This window comes from Pseudofrankia inefficax (genome assembly GCF_000166135.1).
Taxonomy (GTDB): domain Bacteria; phylum Actinomycetota; class Actinomycetes; order Frankiales; family Frankiaceae; genus Pseudofrankia; species Pseudofrankia inefficax.
The window spans coordinates 7,053,915-7,079,562 of record NC_014666.1 but is presented as its reverse complement, the minus strand read 5'-3'; the positions used below and the strand labels follow the sequence as shown (position 1 = coordinate 7,079,562).

Annotated in this window: 18 protein-coding genes; 12 read left to right on the top strand and 6 right to left on the bottom strand. The window is 72.0% G+C overall.

Annotated elements, in window-relative coordinates; genetic code table 11:
• The first annotated feature begins 794 nt into the window (after nt 1-794).
• The 5 genes from FRAEUI1C_RS28595 to FRAEUI1C_RS28575 all read left to right on the top strand — a co-directional run bounded on the left by FRAEUI1C_RS28595 (nt 795) and on the right by FRAEUI1C_RS28575 (nt 6,079).
• Nucleotides 795-1,175 (top strand): YciI family protein, encoded by a 381-nt coding sequence (locus tag FRAEUI1C_RS28595; protein ID WP_013426855.1) that lies wholly within the window; start codon nt 795-797, stop codon nt 1,173-1,175.
• The gene (locus FRAEUI1C_RS28590) at nt 1,157-2,242 is read left to right on the top strand and encodes an RNA polymerase sigma factor (RefSeq protein ID WP_013426854.1); all 1,086 of its coding nucleotides are present in this window, start codon (nt 1,157-1,159) and stop codon (nt 2,240-2,242) included. The genes FRAEUI1C_RS28595 and FRAEUI1C_RS28590 overlap by 19 nt, the downstream gene beginning before the upstream one ends.
• Nucleotides 2,243-2,446: 204 nt before the next feature.
• Nucleotides 2,447-3,394 carry an intradiol ring-cleavage dioxygenase gene (locus FRAEUI1C_RS28585; RefSeq protein ID WP_013426853.1) on the top strand — a complete coding sequence of 316 codons (948 nt, stop codon included), beginning with the start codon at nt 2,447-2,449 and terminating at the stop codon, nt 3,392-3,394.
• Between the two features lie 76 nt (nt 3,395-3,470).
• Nucleotides 3,471-4,154: a DUF4291 domain-containing protein gene (locus tag FRAEUI1C_RS28580; RefSeq protein ID WP_013426852.1), complete on the top strand. Its 684-nt coding sequence runs from the start codon at nt 3,471-3,473 to the stop codon at nt 4,152-4,154.
• 362 nt (nt 4,155-4,516) lie between these two features.
• Nucleotides 4,517-6,079: an alpha/beta hydrolase domain-containing protein gene (locus FRAEUI1C_RS28575; RefSeq protein WP_013426851.1), complete on the top strand. Its 1,563-nt coding sequence runs from the start codon at nt 4,517-4,519 to the stop codon at nt 6,077-6,079.
• 16 nt (nt 6,080-6,095) lie between these two features.
• Here FRAEUI1C_RS28575 and FRAEUI1C_RS28570 read toward each other — a convergent pair whose 3' ends face one another.
• The 3 genes from FRAEUI1C_RS28570 to FRAEUI1C_RS28560 form a co-directional block, all read right to left on the bottom strand.
• Nucleotides 6,096-7,091: an LLM class flavin-dependent oxidoreductase gene (locus FRAEUI1C_RS28570; RefSeq protein WP_013426850.1), complete on the bottom strand. Its 996-nt coding sequence runs from the start codon at nt 7,089-7,091 to the stop codon at nt 6,096-6,098.
• Between the two features lie 156 nt (nt 7,092-7,247).
• Entirely contained in the window at nt 7,248-8,600 is a 1,353-nt protein-coding gene (locus FRAEUI1C_RS28565) for an ABC transporter substrate-binding protein (RefSeq protein WP_013426849.1), read from the bottom strand.
• 760 nt (nt 8,601-9,360) lie between these two features.
• Entirely contained in the window at nt 9,361-9,981 is a 621-nt protein-coding gene (locus FRAEUI1C_RS28560; RefSeq protein WP_013426848.1) for a TetR/AcrR family transcriptional regulator, read from the bottom strand.
• A 338-nt stretch (nt 9,982-10,319) separates the two neighbouring features.
• On the opposite strand from FRAEUI1C_RS28560, the gene FRAEUI1C_RS28555 reads away from it, so the two are divergent.
• The 3 genes from FRAEUI1C_RS28555 (at nt 10,320) to FRAEUI1C_RS28545 (ending at nt 13,522) form a co-directional block, all read left to right on the top strand.
• Nucleotides 10,320-11,150, top strand: a complete 831-nt coding sequence (locus FRAEUI1C_RS28555) for an SDR family oxidoreductase (RefSeq protein WP_013426847.1) — start codon at nt 10,320-10,322, stop codon at nt 11,148-11,150.
• Nucleotides 11,151-11,341: 191 nt separating this feature from the next.
• Nucleotides 11,342-12,535, top strand: a complete 1,194-nt coding sequence (locus FRAEUI1C_RS28550; protein WP_013426846.1) for a cytochrome P450 — start codon at nt 11,342-11,344, stop codon at nt 12,533-12,535.
• Nucleotides 12,536-12,673: 138 nt separating this feature from the next.
• Nucleotides 12,674-13,522 carry an enoyl-CoA hydratase/isomerase family protein gene (locus tag FRAEUI1C_RS28545; protein ID WP_013426845.1) on the top strand — a complete coding sequence of 283 codons (849 nt, stop codon included), beginning with the start codon at nt 12,674-12,676 and terminating at the stop codon, nt 13,520-13,522.
• Between the two features lie 42 nt (nt 13,523-13,564).
• Here the strand turns inward: FRAEUI1C_RS28545 and FRAEUI1C_RS28540 are convergent, their stop codons facing one another.
• Nucleotides 13,565-14,776 carry an acyl-CoA dehydrogenase family protein gene (locus tag FRAEUI1C_RS28540; protein WP_013426844.1) on the bottom strand — a complete coding sequence of 404 codons (1,212 nt, stop codon included), beginning with the start codon at nt 14,774-14,776 and terminating at the stop codon, nt 13,565-13,567.
• A 314-nt stretch (nt 14,777-15,090) separates the two neighbouring features.
• Between FRAEUI1C_RS28540 and FRAEUI1C_RS28535 the strand changes: the two genes are divergently transcribed.
• Nucleotides 15,091-15,594 carry a TIGR03668 family PPOX class F420-dependent oxidoreductase gene (locus tag FRAEUI1C_RS28535; protein ID WP_041259685.1) on the top strand — a complete coding sequence of 168 codons (504 nt, stop codon included), beginning with the start codon at nt 15,091-15,093 and terminating at the stop codon, nt 15,592-15,594.
• A 229-nt stretch (nt 15,595-15,823) separates the two neighbouring features.
• Here the strand turns inward: FRAEUI1C_RS28535 and FRAEUI1C_RS28530 are convergent, their stop codons facing one another.
• Nucleotides 15,824-16,897: an Acg family FMN-binding oxidoreductase gene (locus FRAEUI1C_RS28530; RefSeq protein WP_013426842.1), complete on the bottom strand. Its 1,074-nt coding sequence runs from the start codon at nt 16,895-16,897 to the stop codon at nt 15,824-15,826.
• A 276-nt stretch (nt 16,898-17,173) separates the two neighbouring features.
• Entirely contained in the window at nt 17,174-19,630 is a 2,457-nt protein-coding gene (locus tag FRAEUI1C_RS36745) for a serine/threonine-protein kinase (protein WP_013426841.1), read from the bottom strand.
• Nucleotides 19,631-19,960: 330 nt separating this feature from the next.
• Here FRAEUI1C_RS36745 and FRAEUI1C_RS28520 point away from each other — a divergent pair, with 330 nt between their 5' ends.
• The 3 genes from FRAEUI1C_RS28520 (at nt 19,961) to FRAEUI1C_RS28510 (ending at nt 25,582) form a co-directional block, all read left to right on the top strand.
• The gene (locus FRAEUI1C_RS28520; RefSeq protein WP_013426840.1) at nt 19,961-20,620 is read left to right on the top strand and encodes an HhH-GDP family DNA glycosylase; all 660 of its coding nucleotides are present in this window, start codon (nt 19,961-19,963) and stop codon (nt 20,618-20,620) included.
• 172 nt (nt 20,621-20,792) lie between these two features.
• Nucleotides 20,793-23,384, top strand: a complete 2,592-nt coding sequence (locus FRAEUI1C_RS28515; protein WP_013426839.1) for a HelD family protein — start codon at nt 20,793-20,795, stop codon at nt 23,382-23,384.
• 131 nt (nt 23,385-23,515) lie between these two features.
• The gene (locus FRAEUI1C_RS28510; protein WP_157735067.1) at nt 23,516-25,582 is read left to right on the top strand and encodes an ABC transporter ATP-binding protein; all 2,067 of its coding nucleotides are present in this window, start codon (nt 23,516-23,518) and stop codon (nt 25,580-25,582) included.
• The last annotated feature ends 66 nt before the right edge of the window (nt 25,583-25,648 follow it).

Here is a 25,648-nt window from a genome sequence, read left to right as displayed (position 1 = left end):
GTCGACAACGAACCCCCCCATTACCCGACGCCCAGCCAACCCGAAACGTTGGCCGCCGACCTCCGCCCACCATCCGGCGGAATGTCGGTGAATTGGCCGTGATCGTAGCGGGGTGCCCCAGAAGTCCCCGGCGCGGCCCGCCCGCCAATCCGGCCCGTCACCCGGACGTCACGAGGCTGTCGGTAGGCGTTCCCGACGCGGGCGGTGGCCGGGCGCGCCCGGCCGCCGGGCGCCATGATCGTCGTTTTGACCCTCTCGCGGTCGTGAATCCGCTCCGTTCACGACCAGTCGAGGGCCCAAACGGCGATCAACCGACTGGCGAGCCGCCACCGAGGCCTAGGTGGCGTTCGCGATCGCCGCCGGAGTCCGGTCCTGCGCGATGGTGGTAGATCTCGTCGGTGATCAACCGAGAGGTAGGACTGGAGCCTGATCCGGGCCTCCCGGTGATCGGGAGGTCGACGCGCGGCGTCCGGTCCCTGGATCGCGGGCCACCGTACCGGTCATGATCGCCGTTTGGGCCCTGGGCGGTTGCGGGAACGGCCCGGTTACGACCATCGCAGGGCCAAAGCCGTGATCAAAAGGCCACGCCCGGCCAGGCTCTGGCGGATAGGCCAGCCACGACTTCGCGCTCGCGTTCCGGCGGGGGAGCCGGCGATCGGCGCGGTCGTCCTTCAGGACGCCGGCTCGTTGGCGGGGCCGGCGGACGGGTCGAGATTCTTTCGCCGACCGGTCGATTCGCTGCTGCTCCGCTCGTCACTGAGGTGTCAGCATCGAACGGAGCGAGAGGACGTCTCATGCGCTACACGATCTTGCTGCACTACCCGGAGCTGATGGCGGCGGGCGAGCTCGACGAGGCCACCGTCCAGGCGGGTATGGCGGCGTTCCGGAAGTACGCCGCCGACCTCGACGCGGCGGGTGCCCTGATCTCCGCCGAGGTGCTCGCCGACTCCTCGGCGACCACGACCCTGCGCAGCGTCGACGGCGAGTTCCGGATTCAGGACGGCCCGTTCGCGGACACCAAGGAACAGCTTGCCGGCACGTTCGTGATCGACGTCGCTGACCTGGACGCGGCGCTCGGGTGGGCGAAGCAGGCGCCCTCGGTCGCGTGGGGGCCCGTCGAGGTGCGGCCGGGGATGACCCACTGGCAGGACGGTGCGTGGCGGGCGCGGCAGTGACCGACCCGGCCGTCAGGCTCCCGGACGAGGTCCGCGCCGCCGCCGAGGGCGCGGCGCGGACCTCCTACGGGCGGCTGGTCGCGTTGCTCGCCGCACCGACCCGTGACATCGCGCTCGCGCAGGACGCGCTCGCCGACGCCTTCGAGCAGGCGCTGCGCACCTGGTCGGGCTCGGGAATCCCGGACAATCCCGAAGGGTGGCTGCTCACCGTGGCCCGCAACCGGCAGCGCGACGTGCTCAGGTCGGCGGCCCACCGCACGTCTCTGCCGCTGACCGCGGCCGTCGACGCGGATTCCGCCGCCGCGGTCGATCCGTTCGCCGCCGTCGACCCCGAGGCGATCCCCGACAAGCGGCTGGAACTGCTGTTCGCCTGCGCCCACCCCGCGATCGCGCCCGAGGCGCGGACCCCGCTCATGCTGCACACCGTGCTCGGTTTCGACGCGGCCGGCATCGCGGCCGCGTTCCGGGTGCGGCCGGCCACGATGGCGCAGCGCCTGGTCCGGGCGAAGCGGCGCATCCGGGCCGCCGGCATCCCGTTCGCCGTTCCGACCCGCGCGGACCTGCCCGAACGGCTCGGCTTCGTCCTCGAGGCGATCTATGGCGCCTACACGATCGACTGGGAGTCGCTCGGCGCGCCGGACGCCCAGGACGCACCGGGTGAGTCGCTCGCCGCCGAGTCGCTCTACCTCGCCGTCACCGTCGCGGCGCTGCTGAAGACCGAGCCCGAAGCGTGGGGGCTCGCCGCGCTCATCGCCCTGTCGTCGTCCCGTGCTCCCGCGCGCTGGCCGGAGGGCGAATTCGTGCCCTTCGCCGACCAGGATCCGCAGCGCTGGGACGCGGCCCTCATCCGCGAGGGCGAGGCCTATCTACGTCGTGCGCACGCGCTCGGGTCCCCCGCCGGGCGGTTCCAGATCGAGGCCGCGATCCAGTCGGTACACGCCGACCGCCGCCGGACCGGCGTGACGGACCGGGACGCCCTGCTCCGGCTCTACCGAGCCCTCGTCACCATCGCGCCGACCCAGGGCGCCCGCGATGCCCTCGCCGCCGTCGAAGACAGCCTCACCTGAACGGACCCCGGCGGCCGGCGAGCCGCGGGACCGGGACAACGCGACGGGCCGCGGTCGCCGCCAGAGCCGCCGCGAGCCATGGGCGGGTTGAAGTAGCCGAAACGACACCCCTGTACAGCCAGGGCACAGGATGCTCAGGGAGAACGCTCAGGTCGTTCCGCCAGGCTGCAATGCGGCAGAAGCCGACGCGGCAGAGGAGAGCGCATGACCGACGAGCCATCGGACCACCGGGAGCGAGCCGACGGAAGACCTTCCTTCTCGCGGCCCGAGCACGAAGCGGCCGGCCGGGGACTGGGCCTCGACCTGGGCACTGTGCCGAGCCGTCGGCGGCTGCTCACGCTGCTCGGGCTGGGGGTTGCCACGGCCGGCCTCACGGCCTGCGGGGCCGGCTCCGCGGCGTCGTCGAGCGGGTCGACCGGCGCGGTCGCGAGCGGGTCCGCGACCGCGAGCGCGTCCGCGTCGACCGGGAGCGGAGCCGACGAGATCCCCGAGGAGACCGCCGGGCCCTACCCCGGCGACGGGTCGAACGGCCCTGACGTGCTGGAGCAGAGCGGGATCGTGCGCGGCGACATCCGTTCCAGTTTCGGAACGGCCACCGGCTCCGCCCAGGGCGTCCCGATGACCCTGGAACTGGCCATCACCGACCTCGTGCACAACGCTCCCCTCACAGGAGTGGCCGTCTACGTGTGGCACTGTGACCGTGAAGGCCGTTATTCGCTTTACTCCAGCGGTGTTACCGACCAGAACTACCTGCGTGGCGTCCAGGTCGCCGGCACGGACGGCGTCGTGCGTTTCACCAGCATCTTTCCGGCCTGCTATTCGGGTCGCTGGCCGCACATCCATTTCGAGGTCTACCCCGACCAGGCCAGCATCACCGACAGCACCAAGGCCATCGCCACGTCCCAGGTCGCGCTCCCCAAGAACATCTGCGACCAGGTCTACGCGCAGCCGGGCTACCAGGAGTCCGTCACGAACCTGGCCCGAGTCAGCCTCACCAGCGACAACGTCTTCGGCGACGACGGCGGCGTCCACGAACTGGGCACCGTGACCGGCAGCACCACCAGCGGCTACACGGTCTCACTGGCCGTCGGCGTCGACACCAGCACGTCTCCCGGCGGCGGCCAGCTTCCTGGCGCGCCACGCGGCGGCTGAGGGCGAGGCCGCCGGGCCCGCCCCACGGAAAAGGAAATGACGGGCCCGGGGCCGCACCGATATCCTGCAATGCGAGATGAGAGAAGTTCCAAACCACCCGGGGACCAACCCGGACGGCGGGCGTGATTCGGTCGACCGGCGGCCCGCCGATGGCGCCGGGATGCGTGAGGTCCTGGCGAGTCATACCGCAGCGACGCTGACGGTCTATCAGGCCTACTCACCGGCGATCGCCGGGCCCGCGCTGCGGGCGGGGACCTTCGTCGAACCGTTCCGGGTAGGCCGGATGACGTGGGTGAAGCCGTCGTTCCTGTGGATGATGTACCGCTGTGGCTGGGCCACGAAGCCGGATCAGGAGCGCGTCCTGGCGGTGGAGATCGGTCGGGATGACCTGCTGTGGGCCCTGGCCAGGGCGTGCCTGAGCTCGTTCGAGCCCGGCCAGCACGCGGACCCGCGGTCCTGGCGGGCGGCGCTGGCGGCGGCGCCGGTGCGGGTCCAGTGGGACCCCGACCGTGACCTGTATCTGCGCCCCACCGGCCGGCGCGCCATCCAGATCGGTCTTGGCCCGGAGGCCAGCCGGCACTACGTCTCGTCCTGGATCCGCTCGATCCGGGACGTGACACCGCTCGCCCGCGAGATCCACGCCCGGGTCCAGGCTGATGACCTCGACGGTGCTCGGGCCCTGCTGCCCGAGGAACACCCGCTGGCGCTACCGTCGGAGATCGCTCGTCGCCTGGGCGCCAGCCCGGCGGGAACGCGGTAGAACTTAACCAGAAACCGGCCGAAGTGAGATTTACGGCCCCTTTTCTGTCTCGGTTTGTTTGCCTACGCTTCGAGTCCGGCCGCGTCGGCGCCGATGCCCGTCGTGCGGCTGGTTCAGTGCTGCCATAAATGATTTCGTCGCCGCCTGGATCGGTTGTCATCGGTCATAGCCGCTCCCGTCGATTTCCAGATTATTGGCCAAAGATCTTTTCGTGTCGCCGACCTAGGCTTGGCGTGCCCGGCTGAATCCGCGGAAAGGTCGGCCGGCGGGTCACCCCCGCGTCGGCCACGCTGCCGCCGCGCATTCATCCGTCCCTTCATGGCCACGGGCCGCGCCCGCGGCGGTCGACAGGAGACAACCTCATGGCAAGCCTGAGAATCCTCAAAGAAAGGGCCCGCCGTCGGGCCGGACCGGCCGACGACCGCCGCGCTCGGATCCGACGACTGCGGTTGGTACCGGCCGTGATCCTCGCCTGTCTGGGCATGCTGGCGGTGGCCTCCTGCGTCCCGGCCATGCCGGGCGGCGGCGGGCCGGTGGCGACCACGCCACCGCCGGGACCGGCAGCGGACCTCTCGCAACGGCTGACCGGCGGGAACGGCGTGTACCTCGGGACGGCCGTCTCACAGGATCTGGGCGCCGTCGGCTACACCCAGGACGAGTTCGCCGCGGCCGGGACCGCGACCGACTACAAGGCCGCCGGAACGCTCAGCGGAGACGGCCTGTGGACGTTCCAGCCCAACACCACGGCCGCCTACCGGACGCGGGTGCTGGTGCGCCGTCCGGCGGACGCCTCGAAGTTCAGCGGCAACGTCATCGTCGAGTGGCTGAACGTCAGCGGCGGCGTCGACGCGGCCCCCGAGTGGGACAACATGTCCGAGGAGATCACCCGTAGCGGCGACGTCTGGGTCGGCGTGTCGGCCCAGCAGGTCGGCGTGATCGGCGGACAGGTGCTCGTCCAGGCCCCCGGACCCGGCTCGGACCAGGCCGGCAAGGGACTGAAGACGATCGACCCGGCCCGATACGGCTCACTGACCCACCCCGGCGACGGCTACTCCTTCGACATGTTCACCCAGGTCGCCCGCGCGGTCCGCGCCGGCGCCGGCCTGGGCGGGCTGACGCCGCGCCACGTCCTCGCCGCGGGCGAGTCCCAGTCGGCCTTCGCGATGGTGACGTACTACAACGGCGTCCAGCCGCTGACGGACGAGTTCGACGGCTTCTTCGTCCACAGCCGGGGTGCGGCGGGCCTCCCGCTGGTCGATCCCGGCAAGAGCGCGGACCTGTCCAGTGCCCTGATCGGGGGCACGACGACGACCTTCCGCACCGATGTGCCCGCGCCGGTCATGGACATCCAGACCGAGTCCGATCTGACCAGCATCCTCGGCTCGGCGAAGGCGCGGCAGCCCGACAGTGACAAGTTTCGGCTGTGGGAGGTCGCCGGCACCGCGCACGCCGACGCCCACCTGCTCGGCGCCACCGCCGCCTCGATCGACTGCGGCGTACCGATCAACAACGGCCCGATGCACGTGGTGGCCAAGGCCGCGCTGCATGCGCTGACGACCTGGGTGAACACGGGCCAGGTCCCCGTCACCGCACCCCGGATCACCACGTCGGACGGTCTGTTCCCCTCGGTCAGCCGGAACTCGGACGGCATCGCCGTCGGCGGGGTCCGCACCCCGCCCGTGGACGTGCCCGTCGAGGTGCTCTCGGGCGACCCGGGCCCGAACCTGTCGGCGATCTGCCTGCTGCTCGGCTCGACCAAGCCCCTGTCGGCCGCGCGCATCGCCCAGCTCTACCCGGGCGGCGTCGCCGACTACCAGCAGCGCTACAACGCGAGCGCGGACGCCGCGATCAGGGCGGGCTTCGTGCTACCCGCCGACCGCGCCGCGCTGCTGGCCTACGCCGAGCCGGCCCGCGTCACCGGCTGACACCCCGTTCGGGCGATCAGCCGGCCGCCGGCTGATCGCCCGAACACCTGGGCAGGACCTTGTCCGCCACGGTCTGGAGATACCGCCAGCCGATCTCCGGCGGCAGGCCGCCGACCAGCGGGTGCAACCGCAGCAGCCCGCCACCCTGTACGTAGCTCACTGCCTCGTCGACGGTCAGGATCTGATGGCTGCGCCCCTCGGCCCGGAGTTCTTCGGCGGTCTGCGCGAACGACAGGCTCGCGGTATCGGTGTTGCCCTCGTTCCAGGAGGCGTAGCTGCGCGCGTCGTGCATCAGATAGGGGCCGAGCTCGTCCCAGGCCCGGTCGAGGTCCTCGGCCACGAAGACGGTGGAGGGCTCATCCGGCGAGTTCAGGAGGCACATTCCGGGTTCGTGCCCGGCGGCGCGGGCAGCCTCCTCATAGGCGATCTGCAGAGCCTTGTCGCTGCCCTGGGCGAGGAAGCCGATGCCATGCCGGCCGGCGCGGCGGGCGGCGGCGACGCTTCCGCCGCCCCAGGCGATCATCGGTCCGCCGGGCGTGTACGGGGCCGGGGTGACGTGGATGCTCCTGCCGTCGTGCTCGAACGGCTCGCCGGTCTTCGCCCGTAGCAGGAGCGGGAGCTTTTCGTCAGCCAACCGCCCCCGGCGGTGGAAGTCGACGCCGAACATCTCGTACTCCGCCGGCCGGTAGCCGATGGCGGCCACATAGGAGATCCGCCCGCCGCTGACGATGTCGAGCACCGCCATCTCCTCGGCGAGGCGGACCGGGTCGTATAACGGCAGAACGAGCGCGGCGATATTGATCATGATGGTCGAGGTTCGCGCCGCCATCACGCCAGCGAGAATCAACGGGGACGGAAGATAGCCGTCCTCGGACATGTGGTGCTCACAGAGCAGCACGCTCAGGCACCCGTGGCTCTCACCCCACTGCGCCATGTCGGCCGCCGCGGCATACAACTCTCGCGCGGGCGCACCCGTCCCGGGCGCGCGCATGTCAAACCGCATCACATACATCGTCGATCCCTCTCGCCGGCCGGAGAATGTTCCGTTGTTCTCTGTCTGTCGCGGTGCGGATGCCCGCCGCGGTTCTCGCGGACATGAGGTCGGCCAGACAGGCGGATGGCGGCGGGTCAGAGCGCGCCATCCGAGGACGAACTCGTGGAGTGGCACCTACTTCTTGAGGACCTGCCCGCAGGACAGCCTGGTGGCGACGTCGTACTTCGTCCCGTCCAGCTGCACGAGCGATCCGCAGGGGGCGTTGACGACGTGGTTGAGGGGGAACCGGGTCTGCGGCACAGCGTCGTCGACGTAGTAGCTGTAGCTGGTGTTCAGGGTCTTCAGGAACGTGTTGACGGTGAGGTTCTTGCCGGTCTTCGTCACGGCGTCGAGAAACATGTCCGCGGCCCAGTAGCCGGCCATTGTCGGCAGGCTGATCGCGGCGTCCGGGGCATACTTCCTGAAGTCGGCGATGAGCTGCTGCACGCCCGGCGACGACGCGTCCTCGGTGGGCGACCACTGCAGCAACGTGTATGACTTCTGCAGGCCGGCGAAGTTGGCGGCGGCGAGCCTCGGGTCGTAGCCGACCGCGTTGATGTTCTTGCCGGTGAAGCCGGCGGCGGCCAGCGCCTGGGTGATCTTGGTGGACGCGGCGAAGTCGGTGGCGTAGACGACGACCTGGGGCGGCGCCCCGCCCGCGGCCGTCATGATCGCCTGGGTGACGGCCGTGGTGTCCGTGAGGCCGGCGTCCGGGACCGGGTTCTCGGCGTAGACGACCTTCGCGCCGACTGCCTGGACCTGTGACCTGATGTCGGCCAGGCCGGTGCGGGCGGAGTCGTCGTCGTTGCCGATCAGCGCGACCGTCCTGCCCTTGGCGTCGCCGCCGAACAACGTCTGGATCATCACGCCGTACGTCGACGACGTGCTCCTGGTGAGGTTGGTCAGGCAGCCCGTGAGGCCGAAGCCGATCGTGTTTCCGCAGTAGCCGCCGTTGAAGCCCCAGCCGAAGAACGGCACGCCGGCGGAGCAGAGCGTGTCCACGAAGGTGGGGTAGGCGGTCATCTCCGGCACGACGGCGAAGACCTTTTCCTGGTCCGCGAGGACCTTGGCCTGGCTGACGTTGCGGTTCGAGTCGTTGCCGTCGTCCAGTACCCCGATGAAGTCAATCTTGCGGCCGTTGACCCCGCCGGCGTCGTTGGCCCGTTGGAATCGCACCTTGGCGCCGACGTCCGCGCCGGCCATGGTGCTGCCGCTGGCGCTGGTCAGGTAGGCGAGGCCGCCGACCTTGATGGACGTGTCCGTGACCCCGCGGTTCGGGTCGGGGGCCGTGAGGCCGCATTTCAGGGAACTGGCGTCGACCGTGACGCCGCCGTCGCTCCAGCCGGTCGGCGGCCCGGCCTTGATCGCGTTGGCGCCGACGGTCGGGGCACTGGACGGCGCCGAAGAACCGCCGCTCCCGCAGGCCGCGACCACAGTCGCCAACGCCGTGGCGGCGGCCAGGACGGACGCTAATCGTGAGACACGCATGGATCACTCCTTCTTACGGGCGCCGCACCACGCATGAGGTGGCGGCGGCGGTCTGCGGCTGACTGCGAGGCCTCAAGCTCCCCGGGGTGCGCTGGGCGGCCCGCTCGGACGGCATCGCGGGGATCGCTCGCGATGACCTCATATTGAATATTGGATACGTTGACGGAGTGTCGTGATGTTGGTGAAGGGAGGGGGCTGTTCCCGGAGCTCTCCGGTCGAGGTCGGGCGGCTACCGGGTCGGGCACCGACGTGGCGACCGCGAACGATCTGCGCCACCTGACCACCAGCCCGGTGCCGCGACGATAGAGAAGATGGACTGTCCAGTCAATGGCAGTCCTGTCCGGCTAGGTGGGCCGCGGGCACGCGGTTCCCGTCGCGAAGCCGCCGTCCCGCATGCCCCCCACGGCGGCCGTGCGTGGGCCGCGTCGGGGGCGCCATGGGAAGTGCGGGGTGCGGATCCTCGTATGGGCGAGGGGATGTGCCCGTTCTCGATGCGCGTCGCGCCGCGGCGGGGCCTGCCTGGCGGGGCCGCGCGTCGAGAATCGCGTCGGCTCTCGCGCGTTCGGGCCGCCGCGCGGGCAGTCGGCCATCGCCTCGCTGCGACTCCGTGCCTGGCTGTTGCTGCCTCCGGCAACGTCTGCCCGCTCCGAACCCCAGACATGATCGCCGTTTCGGCCCTCAAACGGTTGCGATCAGGCCCGATTTACGACCATCTGAGGGCGAAAACAGCGATCACTCCGCCGGGCCGACCTTCGTGGTCCTAGGCGGCAGCCGAGCCCGTCTCCTTGATGACCGCCATCCAGGCGGAAGCGAGCACCGTGATGATGCGCTCGGTGTCCTCCAACCGACCCTGGACGAAGGGGTCGAAGAAGTGCCGCAGGGGTGCCAGCAGGATCGCCGCGGTGATCTCGGCGTCGTCCAGTGCGAGGTTCTCCCGCGCCGCGACCAGCGCCTCGGCGAGGTAGCGGATATGGATCTTGTAGCCCTGTTCGACCAGCGTCCGGATCTCCGGGTCGATGACGGAGCCCTCCCACAGCGGCGCGCCATACTGCCGGATCGAGGCCCAGCGCGCCACGTCCGTGCGGAGCCAGCCCCGGATGCTCTCCAGCGTTGGCTGACGCGCGATCGAGCCCATCTCGTCGTAGATGCCCTCGAAGGTCGCCATGAGCCGGTCGTACAGCTCCCGAAGAATGTCCGCCTTGCCACGAAAGTGCAGGTAGAAGGTGGCTCGGGTGGCTCCGGCCCGGGAGACGATGTCGTCGACCGTGGTGCGGGCGTACCCCCGCTCGGCGAACTCGATCACCGCGGCGTCGATGAACTTGGTGTGGGTGAACGCCCGCTGTGCGGCCCGCAGACCACCTTTCGGCGCGTTGCTGGGCACCAGGCCTTCCTCCGATCGCGTTGTGTCCAGTGACTGGACACTCTAGTCATCGACCCGCCTGGGGTGCATGATTCGGGCGCACCGTTCTCGGGGGCGCGCGTGGACCCGCGCGTGGACCCGGCGTCGGCCGCGGCCTCGTCGGCACGCCCCGCCTCGGGGAAGGTACTTGACCCGGCCGCCAGAACGAATATTGGATATAAAATACGATCGGCTCCTAGCTCGCCACGCCCGGTGGCGAACCCGCCCGCGGGCGCTGGCCCGCCGAGGCGGCGATGGACACCTTCCCTTTCCAAGATCCGGCCTGTGGGCCGGTGCACGCTGATCGACGGGAGTGCCCGATGGGCCTTGAGATTGACCTCAAGGGACGCAGGATCCTGCTCGTGGGTGCGTCCTCCGGAGTCGGCCGGTCGACGGCCATCACGGTGGCGCGCGCGGGCGGCGAAGTAGCGGTCGTCGGCCGGCGCGCCGGCCAGCTCGAAGAACTGGCCGGCTCCATCGGCGCGGTCGCGATCCCGGCGGACCTTCGCGACGCCGACGAGTGCGTCCGGGTCGTCGAGGTCGCCACGGACCAGCTTGGTGGCCTGGACGCCGTGCTGTTCCCGATCGGCTGCTCGCCGCTGCAACTGATGACGCGGCTCGCGGCCGAGACCTGGACGGACGCCTTCGCCACCAACGTCGTCGGCCCGGCGCTGATGACCGCCGCCGCCGTGAAGGCTCGCACCGAACCGGGCCTGTTCCTGTACGTGTCGAGCGCCAATGTCGCGCAACCGTTACACGGCCTCGGCGCCTATGGCGCGACCAAGGCGGCGCTGGAGCATTCGCTGCGCACCTGGCGGCTGGAGCATCCTGAGCACCGCTTCCTCAAGCTCACCATCGGCGCTACGACGCCGACCGACATCTACCGCGACTACGGTGACGACGTGCTCGGCGAGGTGCTGCCCAAGTGGGCCGGCACCGGCATCGTCACCGCCGACTTCATGCACGTTGACGACGTCGGTACCGCCCTCGCTGAGCTGACGGCCTTCGCGCTCGCGCATCCGAAGATCGCGGTCGACGACGTGGTGTTCAACCCGGCGAGCGCGCCGCTCGACGCGACGGCGATGACGAGCCTGGGACAACAGGCGGCCGTCGGTGAACTTCTCGACGAAGCCGGCCTGTTGAATACCTGAACGTCGCCCAGGCCGCGTGTGAGCGCGCCTCACCCTTGTCTCTGGGCCGCAGGTGACAACGCTGTTCCTGGTTTGCGCCCGTTGCTCGGCGCCTGGCGCGACGCCGTTGCCGCGAAGCGCCTTCTCATTTCGTATCTGGGCTTGCGGCGTGTCGCAGAACCGCGGGGCCCGACTTCTGATCGGGAGCACCAATGATCGAGTTCAATCCATATGATCTCGCCACGTATCGCGACCCCTATCCGGTCTACCGGGCCCTGCGGGACGAGGCGCCGGTCTACTGGAACCCGGACCTGAAGTTCTGGGCGCTGTCCCGGCACGCGGACGTCCTCGCGGCCCACAACGACTGGGAGACCTACTCCAGCACCGGCGGTGTCACGATCGAGGGCAGCGAGGCCGGCGCTCCGATGATCATCCTCAGGGACCCGCCGGAGCACCGCTGGCATCGGAAGATCGTCGGCAAGGTCTTCTCGCCGAAGCGGATGCTGGATCTGGAGCCCTTCATTCGCAGCCGGGCCGGCGAGCTACTGGACCGCTTCGTCGACGCCGACGAGTTCGACGTCGTCCGCGACTTCTCGGTGACGCTGCCGCTGGACGTGATCAGTGAGCTTCTCGGCATTCCCCGGGAGGACCGCGCGGGCGTCAACGAGGCCGCCGACCGGATGCTGTCGCGCGGCGAGGGCGGTGACGACGAGCAGGCGTTCGTCGAGAACAGCGGGATACTGCTCAACCTCTATCTCTCGCTGGTAGCTGAGCGGCGCCGGAATCCGACCGATGATCCGATCAGCCTCCTGATCCAGACCGAGGTCGAGGACGAGGACGGCTCCACGCGCCGGCTGGACGACGAGGAGATCGCCTTCCGCTTCTTGGAAATGAGCGTCGCCGGCCACGAGACCGTCGCGAAGGCGATCCCGAACGGGCTGATGGCGCTGACCCGCTTCCCCGAGCAGCGCCGCCTCCTCCTGGCCGATCCAGGTCTCTACGACCGGGCCGCCAGCGAGACGCTCCGCTTCGACGCGCCTTCTCAGCTGCAGGGCCGGACGGCGAAACGCGACGTCCAGTTGCACGGGGTCACCATTCCGGCAGGGGACCGGGTCATGTTGATCACCGGCTCGGCGCTGCGGGACGAGCGGGTCTACGCCAGTCCTGACGTGTTCGACCTGAACCGCCGGGACGAGCCGTCGACGCTCTTCTTCGGGTTCGGCATCCACCGCTGCCTTGGCGCGCACCTGGCCCGCCTGGAGGTCAAGGTCGCCCTCGAGGAGGTTCTTCGGCGCTACCCCGATTTTGTCGCGGACCCCGACCGCGCCGTCATGAAGGTGTCGTCCAACGTCCGTGGTGCCGCGAACCTTCCTTTCGCCACCGGGGGCGGGGCTATCGCGGCGTAGCACGCGTGGGCTGAACTGCCGGGGCTACAGCCGACTCGGGTGCTGGAACCTCCGGCACTCGGATACCTGACCACTCGCCGGGTGAGCGGTTTCGATAATAGGCGTAGTCCCTATCAATCGAGTTTTGGAGAAATTCTGATGGGCAGCGACGTCGACCACGAGAGTCCTGACGGGAAGGCGAGTGGAGCGCGCCCGCCGGATGGGGACTGGCTGGGTACACCGTTCCTGCGGTTTGAGCGCCGGGGTGCCCTTGCTTTCTGCACGGTCGACCGGCCCGAGGCACGCAACGCGTTGACGGCGGCGATGTACTTCGGACTCCGTTACGCCGTTGACCTCGTCAACCGCGATCCGGAGTTGGCCGGCCTGCTGATCACGGGGAGTGGAGACATCTTCATCCCCGGCGGCGACCTGGGGCACAATGCCCCGGATGACTGGGGCGGCCCGATGCTCTTCGGCATGGACAACACGCCCTTCGATGCGATCCGACACTCCCGCAAGCCGGTCGTGAGCGCCGTCAACGGCATCGCCCAGGGCGGTGGCCTGCTCATCGCGATCATGTCCGACCTGGCGGTCGCCAGCGACCGGGCCACCTTTCGGGCACCCGAGGTCTACCGCGGCATCGCCGACACCGGATACGCCCAGTACCTGCCAGCCCAGATCGGCCCCGCGCGGGCGAAGGACATGCTGTACACCGGACGCGTCGTCACCGCCGCGGAGGCCTTGGACTGGGGCCTGGTCGCGCGGGTGGTCCCGCACGAGGAGGTGCAGGATGTCGCGCTCGAAGCATTGCGCGCGTGCTGTCGCGGCGCGCCGGAGGCTCGCGCCGACGTCAAACGCGTCATCGCCACGCACTATGGCAGCTACGACCGCATGACCATGGACAAGAGCGTCTACGGATCCGAAGCCCGTGAGGGCTGGCTCGCGTTTTCCCAGCGCCGCAACCCCGAGTGGGTCCCCGAGGATCTCCGAACCTCCGGCCGTCTCTAGACGAGCCAGATCGCCAGGATGGTGATCAACCGCTAACCGGCCTCAACGAATGTGCACACCGGAGATGGCGCGGGCGATCACCAGGCGCTGGATCTCGGAGGTGCCCTCGAAGATGGTGTAAATCTTGGAATCGCGGTACATGCGTTCGACTGGGTGTTCGCGGCTGTACCCGGCGCCGCCGAGGATCTGGACGGCCTTCTCCGTGACGGCGACCGCGACCTCGCCGGCCTTCAGCTTGGACATGGAGCCCTCGCCGGCGAGGAACGTCTTGTCCTGCTTGCCCATCCAGGCGGCTCGCCAGATGAGCAGGCGGGCGGCGTCGATCTCTGTCTTCATGTCGGCCAGGGCGAAAGCGATCGCCTGGTTCTCGATGATGGGCCGGCCGAACGTCTCGCGGGTCTTGGCGTAGTCGAGGGCGTATTCGTAGGCGGCACGGGCGATGCCGACCGCCTGGGCGCCGACGGTGGGGCGGGTGCGTTCGAAGGTCGCCATCGCGCCCTGGCCGCGGGAGTGGCCGCCTTCGCGGGCCTTGGCCAGCCTGGCGTCGAGCTTGTCCTTGCCGCCGAGCAGGCAGCTGCCGGGGACGCGGACGTCGTCGAAGAAGAGGTCGGCCGTGTGCGAGGCGCGCAGGCCGAGTTTTTTGATCTTCTTGGCGGCGACCAGGCCGGGGGTGTTCGGCGGGATGACGAAGGTGGCCTGGCCTCGGGACTTGAGCTCCGGGTCGACGGAGGCGACGACCACGTGAATGTTCGCGATGCCGCCGTTGGTGATCCAGGCCTTCTGGCCGTTGAGGACCCATTCGTCGGTTGCCTCGTCGTACCTGGCCCTGGTGCGCAGCGACGAGACATCGGAGCCGGCGCCGGGCTCGGAGACGCAGAAGGCGCCGAGCTTCGGGTCGGACGCGTCGCCGTAGCACTGCGGCGCCCACTCGACGAGCTGCTCCAGCGTGCCGGCCGACGAGATCCCGGCCGCGGCGAGGCTGCTCCCCATGATGGACAGGCCAATGCCGGCGTCGCCCCAGAACAGCTCCTCGGAGGCGATCGGCAGCGACAGGCCGGTCTCGTCCCCGAACATCGTCGCGAGCGAGTCGAACCCGTAGAGGCCGATCTTGGCGGCCTCCTGGATGACGGGCCAGGGCGTCTCTTCCCGCTCGTCCCACTCGGACGCCGCCGGCCGGACGACCTCGGCGGCGAAGCCGTGCACCCAGTCGCGCAGTTCGCTCTGCTCGTCCGTCAGATCGAGGCTGAAGCCCATCGCGGTTCGTTCCCTCCGCTGCGGTCGTCCGGTACGGCACGGTGAGCATACCGATGGGTAACTTCGCGCGGAAGTGGATGCGCGCTGCTCCGTGATCTCCCAGCACGGCGTCGAGCAAGCCGTCTCTTGACCGAGTCATCCGCGAAGGCGACCGATCACGGCGGTGGCTCGACCACCGAGCGGATTCGCGGCATTCCGTCCAGGACGCGGCAGTGGACGCACTCGTGGCGCCGAACGCAAACGGCGCACGCCAGGGGAGTGTGCTGTTTGATCCGGCCCATGGACGTGTTCCGAGGTCAGGGCAGGCGTACGCGGTGACGCCAGGGGAGGCTCGCGCCCGGTTCGCGGCCGCGCGGGTCGCGCGGCTCGCGACCGTCGCGGCCGGGGGAGCGCCCCGGCTCGTGCCCGTCACCTTCGCCCTCCTGCCTGGGCCGGACATCCTGGGAACGCCGGTCGGGCTGGGCACGCCAGGCATCCTGGGGACGCAGGACGGGCTGGGGACGCCCGACGCGCTGGGGACGATCGTGATGGCGGTCGACCACAAGCCGAAGCGGACGACGCGGCTGCGCCGGTTGGACGACATCGCCCACGAACCGCGCGTGACCCTGCTCGTGGACGAGTACGACGACGAATGGACTCGTCTGTGGTGGGCGCGGGCGGATGGCATCGCCCAAGTCGTCGAGCCTGCGCATCCGGTCCATGCCACGGCGGTGCGTGCCCTGTCCGCCCGTTACCCGCAATACCGCGACCGGCCCCCGGCCGGGCCCGCGATCCTGGTCAGCGTGACTCGATGGTCAGGCTGGTCCTACGTCCCCTGACCGGACCTACGGGCCTCGACCGCGGCGATTCGAGGTCCTGGTCGGGACAAGCGTCGCGTCTGACGAGGCTGGCCGCGCCTCGAGACCAGCAAGATCGGCGTTTTGGCCCTCGCGTGGCTGTAACCGGCGCGGTTTGATGACCAGGCGAGGGCCAAACCAGCGATCAAGCCGGCGGGCGGCCCTCGAGCCGGCGGGCGGCGCGGGGCGGTGTCCGCCGGGCCGGCACCAGTCAGGTCATGCTGACGTGCTCCAGGACCTCGGAGACGGGACGGCGCTTCGTCGGGGTCAGGGGCGGGATGGAGCGGTCCGGGTAGCCGGCGCGCAGGATCATCTGGGCGTGGCCGGCGCCGCCCGTGGCCGAGCGGACCAGCGTGCGGGTCGCCTCGATGTCGACCGCCTGGCCCAGCGGGGAGGTCGCGAGCCCGGCGGTGGTCGCCGCCAGCAGCACCCGGCCGAGCGCACGGCCGGCGCGCAGCCGGTCCGTCGGCCCGTCCGCGTCGGTGCCGAGCACCAGCGCCTCCGGATGCTCGACTGTGTCATCGAGAGCCGGGCCCGCCTCAGCCCGGCCGCCGCCGCCAGCCCCGCCATCGGCTCCGGCTCCGGCTCCGGCACCAGCGCCACCGGCACCGCCGGTGAAGTCGCGCAGCGGGAACTCGGCGTACTGGGGCTTCGCGCCCGGGTCGGCCGTCGCCCAGGTGATGCCGTCGACGGCGTCGGGGTCGGTCCGGGTCCAGTCGGCGAGTTCGGCCAGGTACTGCGGGTCGTGGTGCTCGAACCAGTCGGCCCTCGCCAGGAGGACCGCCAGTTCCACCCGGGCGTCCTCGCCGGTCAGCACCGACAGCCAGCAGCCCTCGGCCTCGGCCGCGCGGCGCAGCTCGCGGATCTCGTCGGCGGGCACCGCGCCGGGCCCGAACGGGCGGCGGTCGGTGTGTCGCTGGGTGATCGCCGCGGCCAGCCGGGCCTCGTCCTCGGTCGGCGGCCGGTTGCCCAGGACCTCCAACGTGGCCAGCCGCCCGGCGCTGATGTCAGGGCCGTCGGGCAGCTCGGCGACCTCGACGTCGAGCCCGGCAGCCCGCAACGACAGCCAGCCGTTGAGCAGCGCTGCACCGCAGCTGACCAACAGCTGGCGATGGTCCGGGTCGATCACGGGAAGGGCGCGGCTCAGGTCGGCGGACAGCTCCAGCGTGTCGCCGCGCAGCCGCCACTTCCACGGCTGGCTGTTGTGGATCGACGGCGCGAGGCCGGCGGCCTCGACCGCCGCCTGGACCTGTGCCGCGGAGATCGTCGTTCCTTCCATGGACATGGTCCGTCCCCTCGCTTCACGGCCGGCCAGGGCGCGAACGCGCGGCCGGGCCCGGCGCGGCAGCAACCCCGGCAGTTGATGCCATCCTTACCGACTACCTTCCCCGCGAGGCGCCGTCGTCCCCGACAAGAGCCGAAGTCCGGCCGGGGGTGGGCCGTCCCGCCCCGACGGAGCAGGTCAGAAGGAGCGGGTCAGCCGGGCAAGCCGGACCGGAGCGGGACGGGCCGGACGGGAGCGGGCCGGACAAGGCCGACGAGGCCAGCCGGGCGGCGCGGGTCAGCAGGCCGGGGCGGGCGAGCCGTTCGTGCCGCTGTAGATGTAGGAGTGCTGGACCCAGCCACCCGAGAGCAGCTGGTCCCAGACGGTGTTTTTCCCGTCCGTCTGCTGGCAGCGCAGCACGACCAGCGCCCCGCCGACCAGCTGGCCCACCGGGTCGGCGCCGAGCAGCGCGTTCGTCAGCGCGCCGACCACGCCGCCGACGATCTGGAGGATGGCGACGGTCTTGGTGACCGGGAACGGCCCGGTGTCCGGCCGGGGCGCACTCGAGCCGAGCTGGGGCCGGCTGACCGAGCCGACGCAGGCCGGTGCGCCGGTGGGCGCCGAGGTGCCGGACTGGACGTACCCGGCCGGAATCCAGCCCGAGTTCGTGTACACCCACAGCCGGGTCGTCGTGTTGCCGGCCGTGACCTGCTGGGCGTAGACGCCGCAGTAGACGTCCACCGGCGTGCCGCTGGGGACCGTGCCGCTCGCGCCGCCGAACAGGCTGAGCGTCGTCGGGCCGAAGTAGACCGTCACCGGGCCGCCGTTCGCGTTGACGACGACCGTGCGGGCCGGTGGGGCGGCATCGATCGGGAGGCCGGAGGAGCTCGGCTGTCCCAGCGGGGCCGTGGCCTGGCCACTCGGCGGCGTCGCCACCCCCGAGGCGTCCGCGGTGCCGGTGGCCGTAGGCGCCAGCTGGCCGGGGCCGGACGCGCCCGCGGGCCCGCCGTTGCCCCGGCCTGGTCCGCCGACCGGGCCACCCAGGGCGGCCGGGCCGGTCGCCCCAGCCGTCAGCGGGCCGCCGGGCCCGTTCCCGGCGGCGGTCGGGCTACCGCCGGAGCGGTCGGCCTCGATCAGCGGCCTCGCTATCAGGGCCGCGATCAGGAGCATGACCGCCACCAGCGCGAGCAGCACCAGCCGCCGACGGCGGCGCCGGCGGCGCAGTGCCCGGGCCCCGAGCTCCCGCGGTGCCGCGGCGGTGCCGGTGGCACCGGCCGGCGCCTGGACCGGCTGCGCCCCCGCCCGCGCCGCCGCCGGTTGCGCCGCGACCGCCCCCGCCGCCTGTGCCGCCCCTGCCGCCACCGCGGCCGGTGACGACGGCGGTGCGGCGGCATCGGCCTGGCCTTGCGCGCTGGCGGCGTCGGCGTCGGCGTCGGCGACCGCGAGCCCGGCCGCGTCCCCGGGCTGGGCGAACAGCGCGAACGCCGACCCGTCGACAACGTCGACCCGCTCGGACCGCGCGCCCGTCATGGCCGCGCCCGTCATCGCCGGGCCCGCCATCGCCGGGCCCGCCATCGCGGCCCCCGGCTCGGCGGCGGCCGGCGGACGCACCAGCGGCGTGGTGGACTCGTTCGGGTCGTCAACCGGGTCGACGACGACTGGCGGAGCCGGGCTGGCGAGCGCCCTGACCAGGCCGGCCAGGGCGACGCCGACACCGTCCGCCGGGTGCGCGGGCCCGACCGCCCGTGGCGCGGGTCCGCCGGCAGGCAGCGCGCTCCCAGCCGCCTCGAGAACGGTCCCGGCGCGGGCCGCCGGGACCGGCGTGTTCGCGTCCGAGCCGCTTTCGCCGATCAGGGCGCGGCCGGCGGTCGTCCCGGGCGTCGCGGCGGGCGGCACCCAGTCGGCCAGCAGCCGCCGGGCGGCGGGGCCGGCCTCGACCGGGTCCTCGACCGGCTGCCCGGTGAGGATCGCTACCAGGGCGACGGCGTCAGGCCGCTGGGCTGGGTCGCGCCGCAGGGCGGCGCTGACGGCGGGCAGCAGTTCGTCGGGCACGCCGTCCAGCGCCGGCTCGGTGGACAGGATGCGCATCGCGGTCGCGGCGGCGGTCTGCGCGTCGAACGGGTGGCGGCCGCGCGCGGCGAAGGCGACGCACATGCCCCAGGTGAAGACGTCGGTGGCCCGGGTCGCCGGGTCGCCGTTGAGCTGCTCGGGCGCCATCCAGGCGACCGTGCCGATGACGTTGCCGGTGCTGGTGTTGCTGGTGAGGTCCTCGGCTCGGGCGAGCCCGAAGTCGATGATCTTCGGGCCCTCCCAGGAGAGCAGGATGTTCGCGGGCTTGAGGTCGCGGTGCACCACGTTGGCGGCGTGCACGGCCACCAGGCCCTCGGCGAGCCCGACGGCCAGGGTGAGCAGGTTCGCGCTCCGCAGCGCGCCGCCACGGGTGACCGCCGCCATGAGGTTGGCGCCCTCGACGTACTCGGTCACCATCCAGGGCTCGTCGGCGTCCGGGTCGGCATCCAGTACCTGCGCGACGCAGCTGCCGCGGACCCGGGCCGCCGCGCTGACCTCGCGGCGGAACCGGCCGCGGAACTCGGGCTCGTCCAGCAGGTCCGCGCGGATGACCTTCACGGCGACCGGCTGGCCGTCCGTGCTCACCCCGAGGTAGACGGTGCCCATGCCACCGGAGCCGAGCCGGCCCCGCAGCCGGTACGGGCCGACGGACCGCCGGTCGGTGGGGCCCAGGGGGGTCAACATGCCCGTGCCGCTCCACCCGCTCTGGGCGCCGCCGGCCGAGCGTCACCGCGTCCCGGACCGGGTCGCCGACGGCCGGCCAGGCCTGGAAACCGGCGTAAGACCCCGTGGAGCAGCACTGTCGCGCTTCCCCCTCGCTGGTCGCCGCTGGCGCCCGCCGGACCCGTGCTGGCTTCGGAGCATTGCTGGCTTCGGACTACTGCTGGCGTTCGCGGGTCACGGTAGGGCATATCGTCCCGAGAAATCCTCGCAGAGTGGTCTACGAGTGTCGGCAAGGGCCTGGTGTAGTCCGCGTCCTGAGTGACCGCCTGCGATCGTGGGTAACCCGTGGGAATGGCTGTAGCCGATCCCGAGGCTGTCATCGCCGAGCTGATGTCACGCCATGGCCGGACGTTCGCCGACGACTTCGCGGCCGACGTCCCGGCGGACACCGCCGAGGCCATGTTCCGGCTGCTGGTTTTCGCGACACTCGCGAGCGCCCGGATCCGGTCCTCGGCCGCCCTGGAAGCGGCGAACGCGCTGTTCGACCAGGGCTGGACCAGCCCGCGGGTCATGGCCGAGACCACCTGGGAGCAGCGGGTCCAGGTGCTCAACAAGCACGGCTACGCGCGCTACGACGAGAGCACCGCCCGCATCCTCGGCGAGTCCTGCCACTTCCTGCTGGAGACCTACGACGGCGACATCCGGGCGATCCGCGAGGCGACCGACCACCACCGCGACCGCGAGCGTGACCTGTTGCTGCAGGTCAAGGGCATCGGGCCGGTCGGCGCCGACATCTTCCTGCGGGAGGCACAGGCCGGCTGGGACGAACTGATCCCCTACGTCGACGCCCGCACCCGCCAGACCGCCCGGGAGCTCGGCCTGCCCGCCGAGCCGCGCCGGCTGCTGAACCTGATCGACCGGGACCAGTTCCCCAAGCTGGTGGCCGCGCTCGTGCGCAGCCGGCTGGAGCACGACACCGAGGACGTCCTGGACGCGGCCTCCACGCGGTAGCCCGCGCGGGCGGCGCGGGCGAGGCTGGGAAGATTGCCGATGGCTCGGCTGTTACGGTGCAGGCTTCGCGCCTGTCGCCGATGCGACCGCCGAACGAGCCAGTCCCAGCCAGTCGAGCCCGTCCGCCCCCGCCGGCCGCGGAGCGCGGGCTCCCCAGCCGCGGAGGAGCGCCGTGTCCTCGACCCGTGACCCGCGGCTCGCCCGCGAACAGGCCTACCTCGATCTCCTGTACTCCCGGCTCGACGAGGTCAGCGATCTCACCCGCAGCCAGCTGCGCCAGGTGCTGCTCGACGTCGGCACCGGGACGCCGCAGTCCGTGGTGGAACGCGACGTCTTCGCGGCCACCCACGCCGAACGGCTGGCCAGGCTGGAGGCCGCCGAGGGCCGGCTGTGCTTCGGAGCGATGGACCGTTTCGACGGCGCGCGCACCTACATCGGCCGGATCGGGCTGTCCGACGTCGAGCAGGAGCCGATCCTTGTCGACTGGCGCGCGCCGGTCGCCACGGCCTTCTACCAGGCGACGCTCGCCGACCCGCGCGGGCTGACCCGCCGCCGCCACCTGCGCACCAAGGGCCGTGAGGTCACCGGTGTCGCCGACGACCTGCTCGCCGTCGGCCCCGGCGAGGGCGGCCGGACCGCCCAGGACGCCGACGGCTCCGCTCCCGCCGCTGACACGCCCACCGGCGACACGATGCTGCTGGACGCTCTGTCGGCGCCGCGCACCGGCCGGATGGGCGACATCATCGCCACCCTGCAGGCCGAGCAGGACCGCATCATCCGGGCCGACGCCCGATCGGTGCTGGTCGTCGACGGTGGGCCGGGGACCGGCAAGACCGCGGTAGCCCTGCACCGGGCCGCCTATCTCCTCTACACCGAGCGGGCCCGGCTGGAGCGCTCCGGCGTCCTGATCGTCGGCCCGAGCCCGGTGTTCCTGCGTTACATCGACCAGGTGCTGCCGTCGCTCGGCGAGACCGGTGTGGTGTTCGCGACCCCCGGGCGGCTCTACCCCGGCGTCGCGGCGACCGCCACCGACCCGGTCGCGGTCGCGACCATCAAGGGCGACGAGCGGATGGCCGCCGTGCTCGCGGCCGCGGTGCGCGACCACCAGAGGTTGCCGCGCCGGACGATCGAGATCCTCCATGACGACGACCGGGTCCTGCGGCTGGACCGGGACACCGTCGCCCGGGCCCGCACCCGGGCCCGGCGCAGCCGCCGCCCGCACAACGGGGCCAGGTTGGTGTTCCTGCGCGAGCTGCTGGACGAGCTGACCAGCCAGGTCGTGAAGCAGATCTCCGGCGGGCTGCTGGACGACGACGAGCGCGCCGACGTCCGTGACGGCCTGTGGGCCGACCCGGTGGTCCGCCGCGAGCTCGACGCGCTGTGGCCGCGGGTCACCCCGGCCCAGCTGCTCGACCGGCTCTACACCGATCCGAACCTGCTCGCCAGGGCGGTCGCCAGGACCCTGACGCCGGCCGAGCAGGCCCTGCTCCGCCGGGGCGAGGCCGGCGCGTCCGGTGGCGCCGCCGGTTCGGGAGACCGGGGAGCCGCGCCGGCCGGGACCGGCGGCGATGACCTTTTCAGCGCTCTGGAAGCCGCCGAGCGGCCGGCGCCGCCGCGCCGTGGCCAGGTCAACCGGGTGTGGACGGTGGCCGACGTGCCGCTGCTGGACGAGGCTGCCGAGCTGCTCGGTGACCCGGACGAGGGCAGCCGGGCGGCGGCCGAGGCGCGGGCGGCCCGCGAGCGCGCCGCCGAGATGCGGTACGCCGAGGACGTCCTGGAGATGCTGGGCCTGGCCGGCCAGCTCGACGCCGAGACCGTCGCCGACCGGTGGCGCGGCCCGCGGCGGCGGGCGAGCGCGGCCGAGCACGGCGCCACCGACCGCGAGTGGGCGTTCGGCCACCTGATCGTCGACGAGGCTCAGGAGGTCTCGCCGATGCTGTGGCGGCTGCTGTGGCGGCGCTGCCCGGCGCGCAGCGCCACCCTCGTCGGTGACCTCGCCCAGGCGGCCCGCCCCGGGGCGCCGACGAGCTGGGCGCAGATCCTCACCCCCCATGTCGGGGACCGGTTCCGGGTCGAGCGGCTCACCGTCAACTACCGCACCCCCCGCGAGATCATGGATGTCGCCGCCGACGTCCTCGCCGTGGCGGTGCCCGGCGCGACACCACCGGAGTCGGTCCGCTCGGTCGGCGAGAAGCCGCTGGCGATCCGGGCCGGCGCACCCGGGGGACAGGCCGACCAGCAGCGCCTCGACGGCGGCCCGGCCGACCGGGCTTGGGCCGACCGGAGCCCGGCCGACCGGGACCGGGCCGAGGCGGCGCTCGTCGACGCGGTCGTCGCCGAGACGATCCGGACGGCCGGGATGATCGGTGAGGGCCGGATCGCGGTGATCACGGCGCCTCCGGCGCTGCCGGCGGTGCGTGCCGCGCTGTGGCGGGTCGCGCCCGAGCTGCTCGGTGCCGCCGGGAACCCGGACGCCGACGGTGCCCGCACCGGCGCGGGCGCCCGGGCCGGGGCCGCGGCGGCCAGGAGCGTGGACGGGACGAACGCGGACGTGCTCGACGCCCGGGTGGCCGTGCTGAGCGTCGCCGACAGCAAGGGCCTGGAGTTCGACGCCGTCCTGCTGGTCGAGCCGGCTGAGCTGCTCGCCGGGCCGACGCGCGGCCTCGCCGACCTCTATGTCGCGCTCACCCGCGCCACCCGTTCGCTCACCGTCGTGCACACCGGCGAGCTCCCGCCGGTGCTGGGTCAGCTCGCGGCGGCCTGACCGAAGGCCGAAAAAGTGTCACATACCCGGGTTAGGTTCTCCGGTTGTCAGGTGGACCTAGCACGGGGGTGGTGGTTCCTGTGGCGGACGAGTTCAAGGGGTCGCGGGCTGGGGTGTCGGACCCGACAGGGATGTCAACGGTCTCGCCGGGGGCCACGGCCGGGCGGCGGGTGCCGTTGGTCCCGCGGGCGACGGCCTGGCTGCTGGGGCGGCTCACGGGCAGCACGACCGCGCGGCGCAGCGTGCGGTTCTTCGACGACGCGGGGCCCAGGCTCGTCGCGATCGTCGCGATGGATCTCGCCGGCGCGCTCTCCTTCGCGGCCGCGCCGTTCATCCTGCGCCATCTGATCGACACCGGCCTCACGGCGCCGCACGGGAACTCCGCGCTGATCGTCTCGGTGGCGGCGCTGCTCGTCGTCGCGCTGTTGCAGGCCCTCGCGAACGCCGTCTCGTCGGTGCTCAGCTCGGGGCTCGGCGAGCTGGTCGGGCAGCGTGCCGGCCAGGCGGTGCACGACCAGCTGCTGCGGGTGCCGTTCGCGTTCTTCCCGGGGCAGCGCCAGGGCGAGCTGTTCACCCTGTTCGGCCGGGACGCCGACGAGATCGAGACCGCCGTCGCGATGGTGCTGCCGCGCGCGGTGACGACCGCGATCAGCGCGGTCGTCGGCGTCGCGACCATCGCCGTCCTCGACTGGCGGCTCGCCGCCGTCTCGCTAGTACTCGCGCCCGGGGTCTTCGCGCTGCTGGCCGTCGGGCGCCGGGAGGGCCGCAGCCTGTCCATCGAGCTGATCAAGCTGCGGGTGAAGCACTTCGCCCAGATCGGCGACACGACCGGCGTCTCCGGCGCGCTGCACATCCGGCTGTTCGACCGCACCGAGCACGAGTCACGCCGGTACGCCGAGATCGCCGACGGCATCCGCCGGACCGCGCAGCGGCGCAACCGGGTCAACGCCCGCGCCCAGCTCATGTCGTCGGCCGGGTCCGCGGTCGCGGTCGTCATCGTCGTCGGCTTCGGCTCCTGGCTGGTCAGCACCGACCGGGCCACGATCGGCACCCTGCTCGCCTTCGCGAGCGCGCTCGTCTACGCCTACCGGCCGGTGACCGGGCTGGCCGAGAGCCGCTCGGACCTGTTGGACGCCGGGGTCGCCTTCGAGCGGGTCTTCGGGCTGCTCGACGTCGACACCGACGTGCGTGACCTGCCGGTCGTCGGTGTCGGTCGGGCCGCCGCGGCGGCGACACCGGCGCGTGGACCGCTTGTCCCCGCGCAGGGGGGCGAGGCCGGAGTCGGCTACGCGCGGGCCTGGCGGTCGGCGCCCGAGATCCGGATCGAGGGTCTCTGGTTCCGCTACGAACGCGACCCGAAATCCGACTGGACGGCGGCCGGCCGGGAGCTCGGCCGGCGCTGGTGGGACGTCCAGGGCGCCGAGGCCGCCGAGAACCGGCGCGAGGAGGCCGAGCTGGCCGCCGCGGCCAAGGCCGACGCCGCCGTGGCCGTCGAGCAGGAGTGGGCCCTGCGGGACCTCAACCTGGTCGCCGCCGCCGGCGCGAAGACCGCGATCGTCGGGGCCAGCGGCGCCGGCAAGAGCACGCTCGGTGGCCTGCTCGCCGGTCTCTACCTCGCCACCCGCGGCCACATCCGCTGCGACGGCGAGGACCTCGCGACGATGGACTGGCGGCGGCTGCGCTCGATCGTCGGCGTCGTCCCGCAGGACCCCTACATGTTTCACGACACGATCGCGGCGAACATCCGGTACGGCCGGATCGACGCCACCGACGCCGAGCTGGAGGCGGCCGCGCTCGACGCCGGCCTCGGCTCGCTGTTGGAGAAGCTGCCGAAACGGCTCGAGACGGTCGTCGGCGCGCGGGGTTACCAGCTCTCCGGTGGCGAACGCCAGCGGGTGGCACTGGCCCGGGTGCTGTTGGCGGACCCGCCGATGCTCGTCCTCGACGAGGCGACCTCCCAGCTCGACTCGGTCACCGAGCAGATCGTGCAGGAGGCGCTCGCCCGCCTGGGGGTCGGCCGGACCCGCGTCGTGATCGCCCACCGGCTGTCCACCATCGTCGACGCCGACGTGATCCACGTGATGGCGGACGGGCAGGTCGTCGAGTCGGGCGCCCACGACGACCTGCTCGCCCGCGACGGCGCCTACGCCCACCTCTACGCCCGCCAGCTGGGCGACGACGACCCCGCCCGATCCTGACCGGGCGGGAAGCGCGTCCCGCCGGCCGTCAGCCCGGGACGACGGGTGCGCGGACGCGTCGCGCCT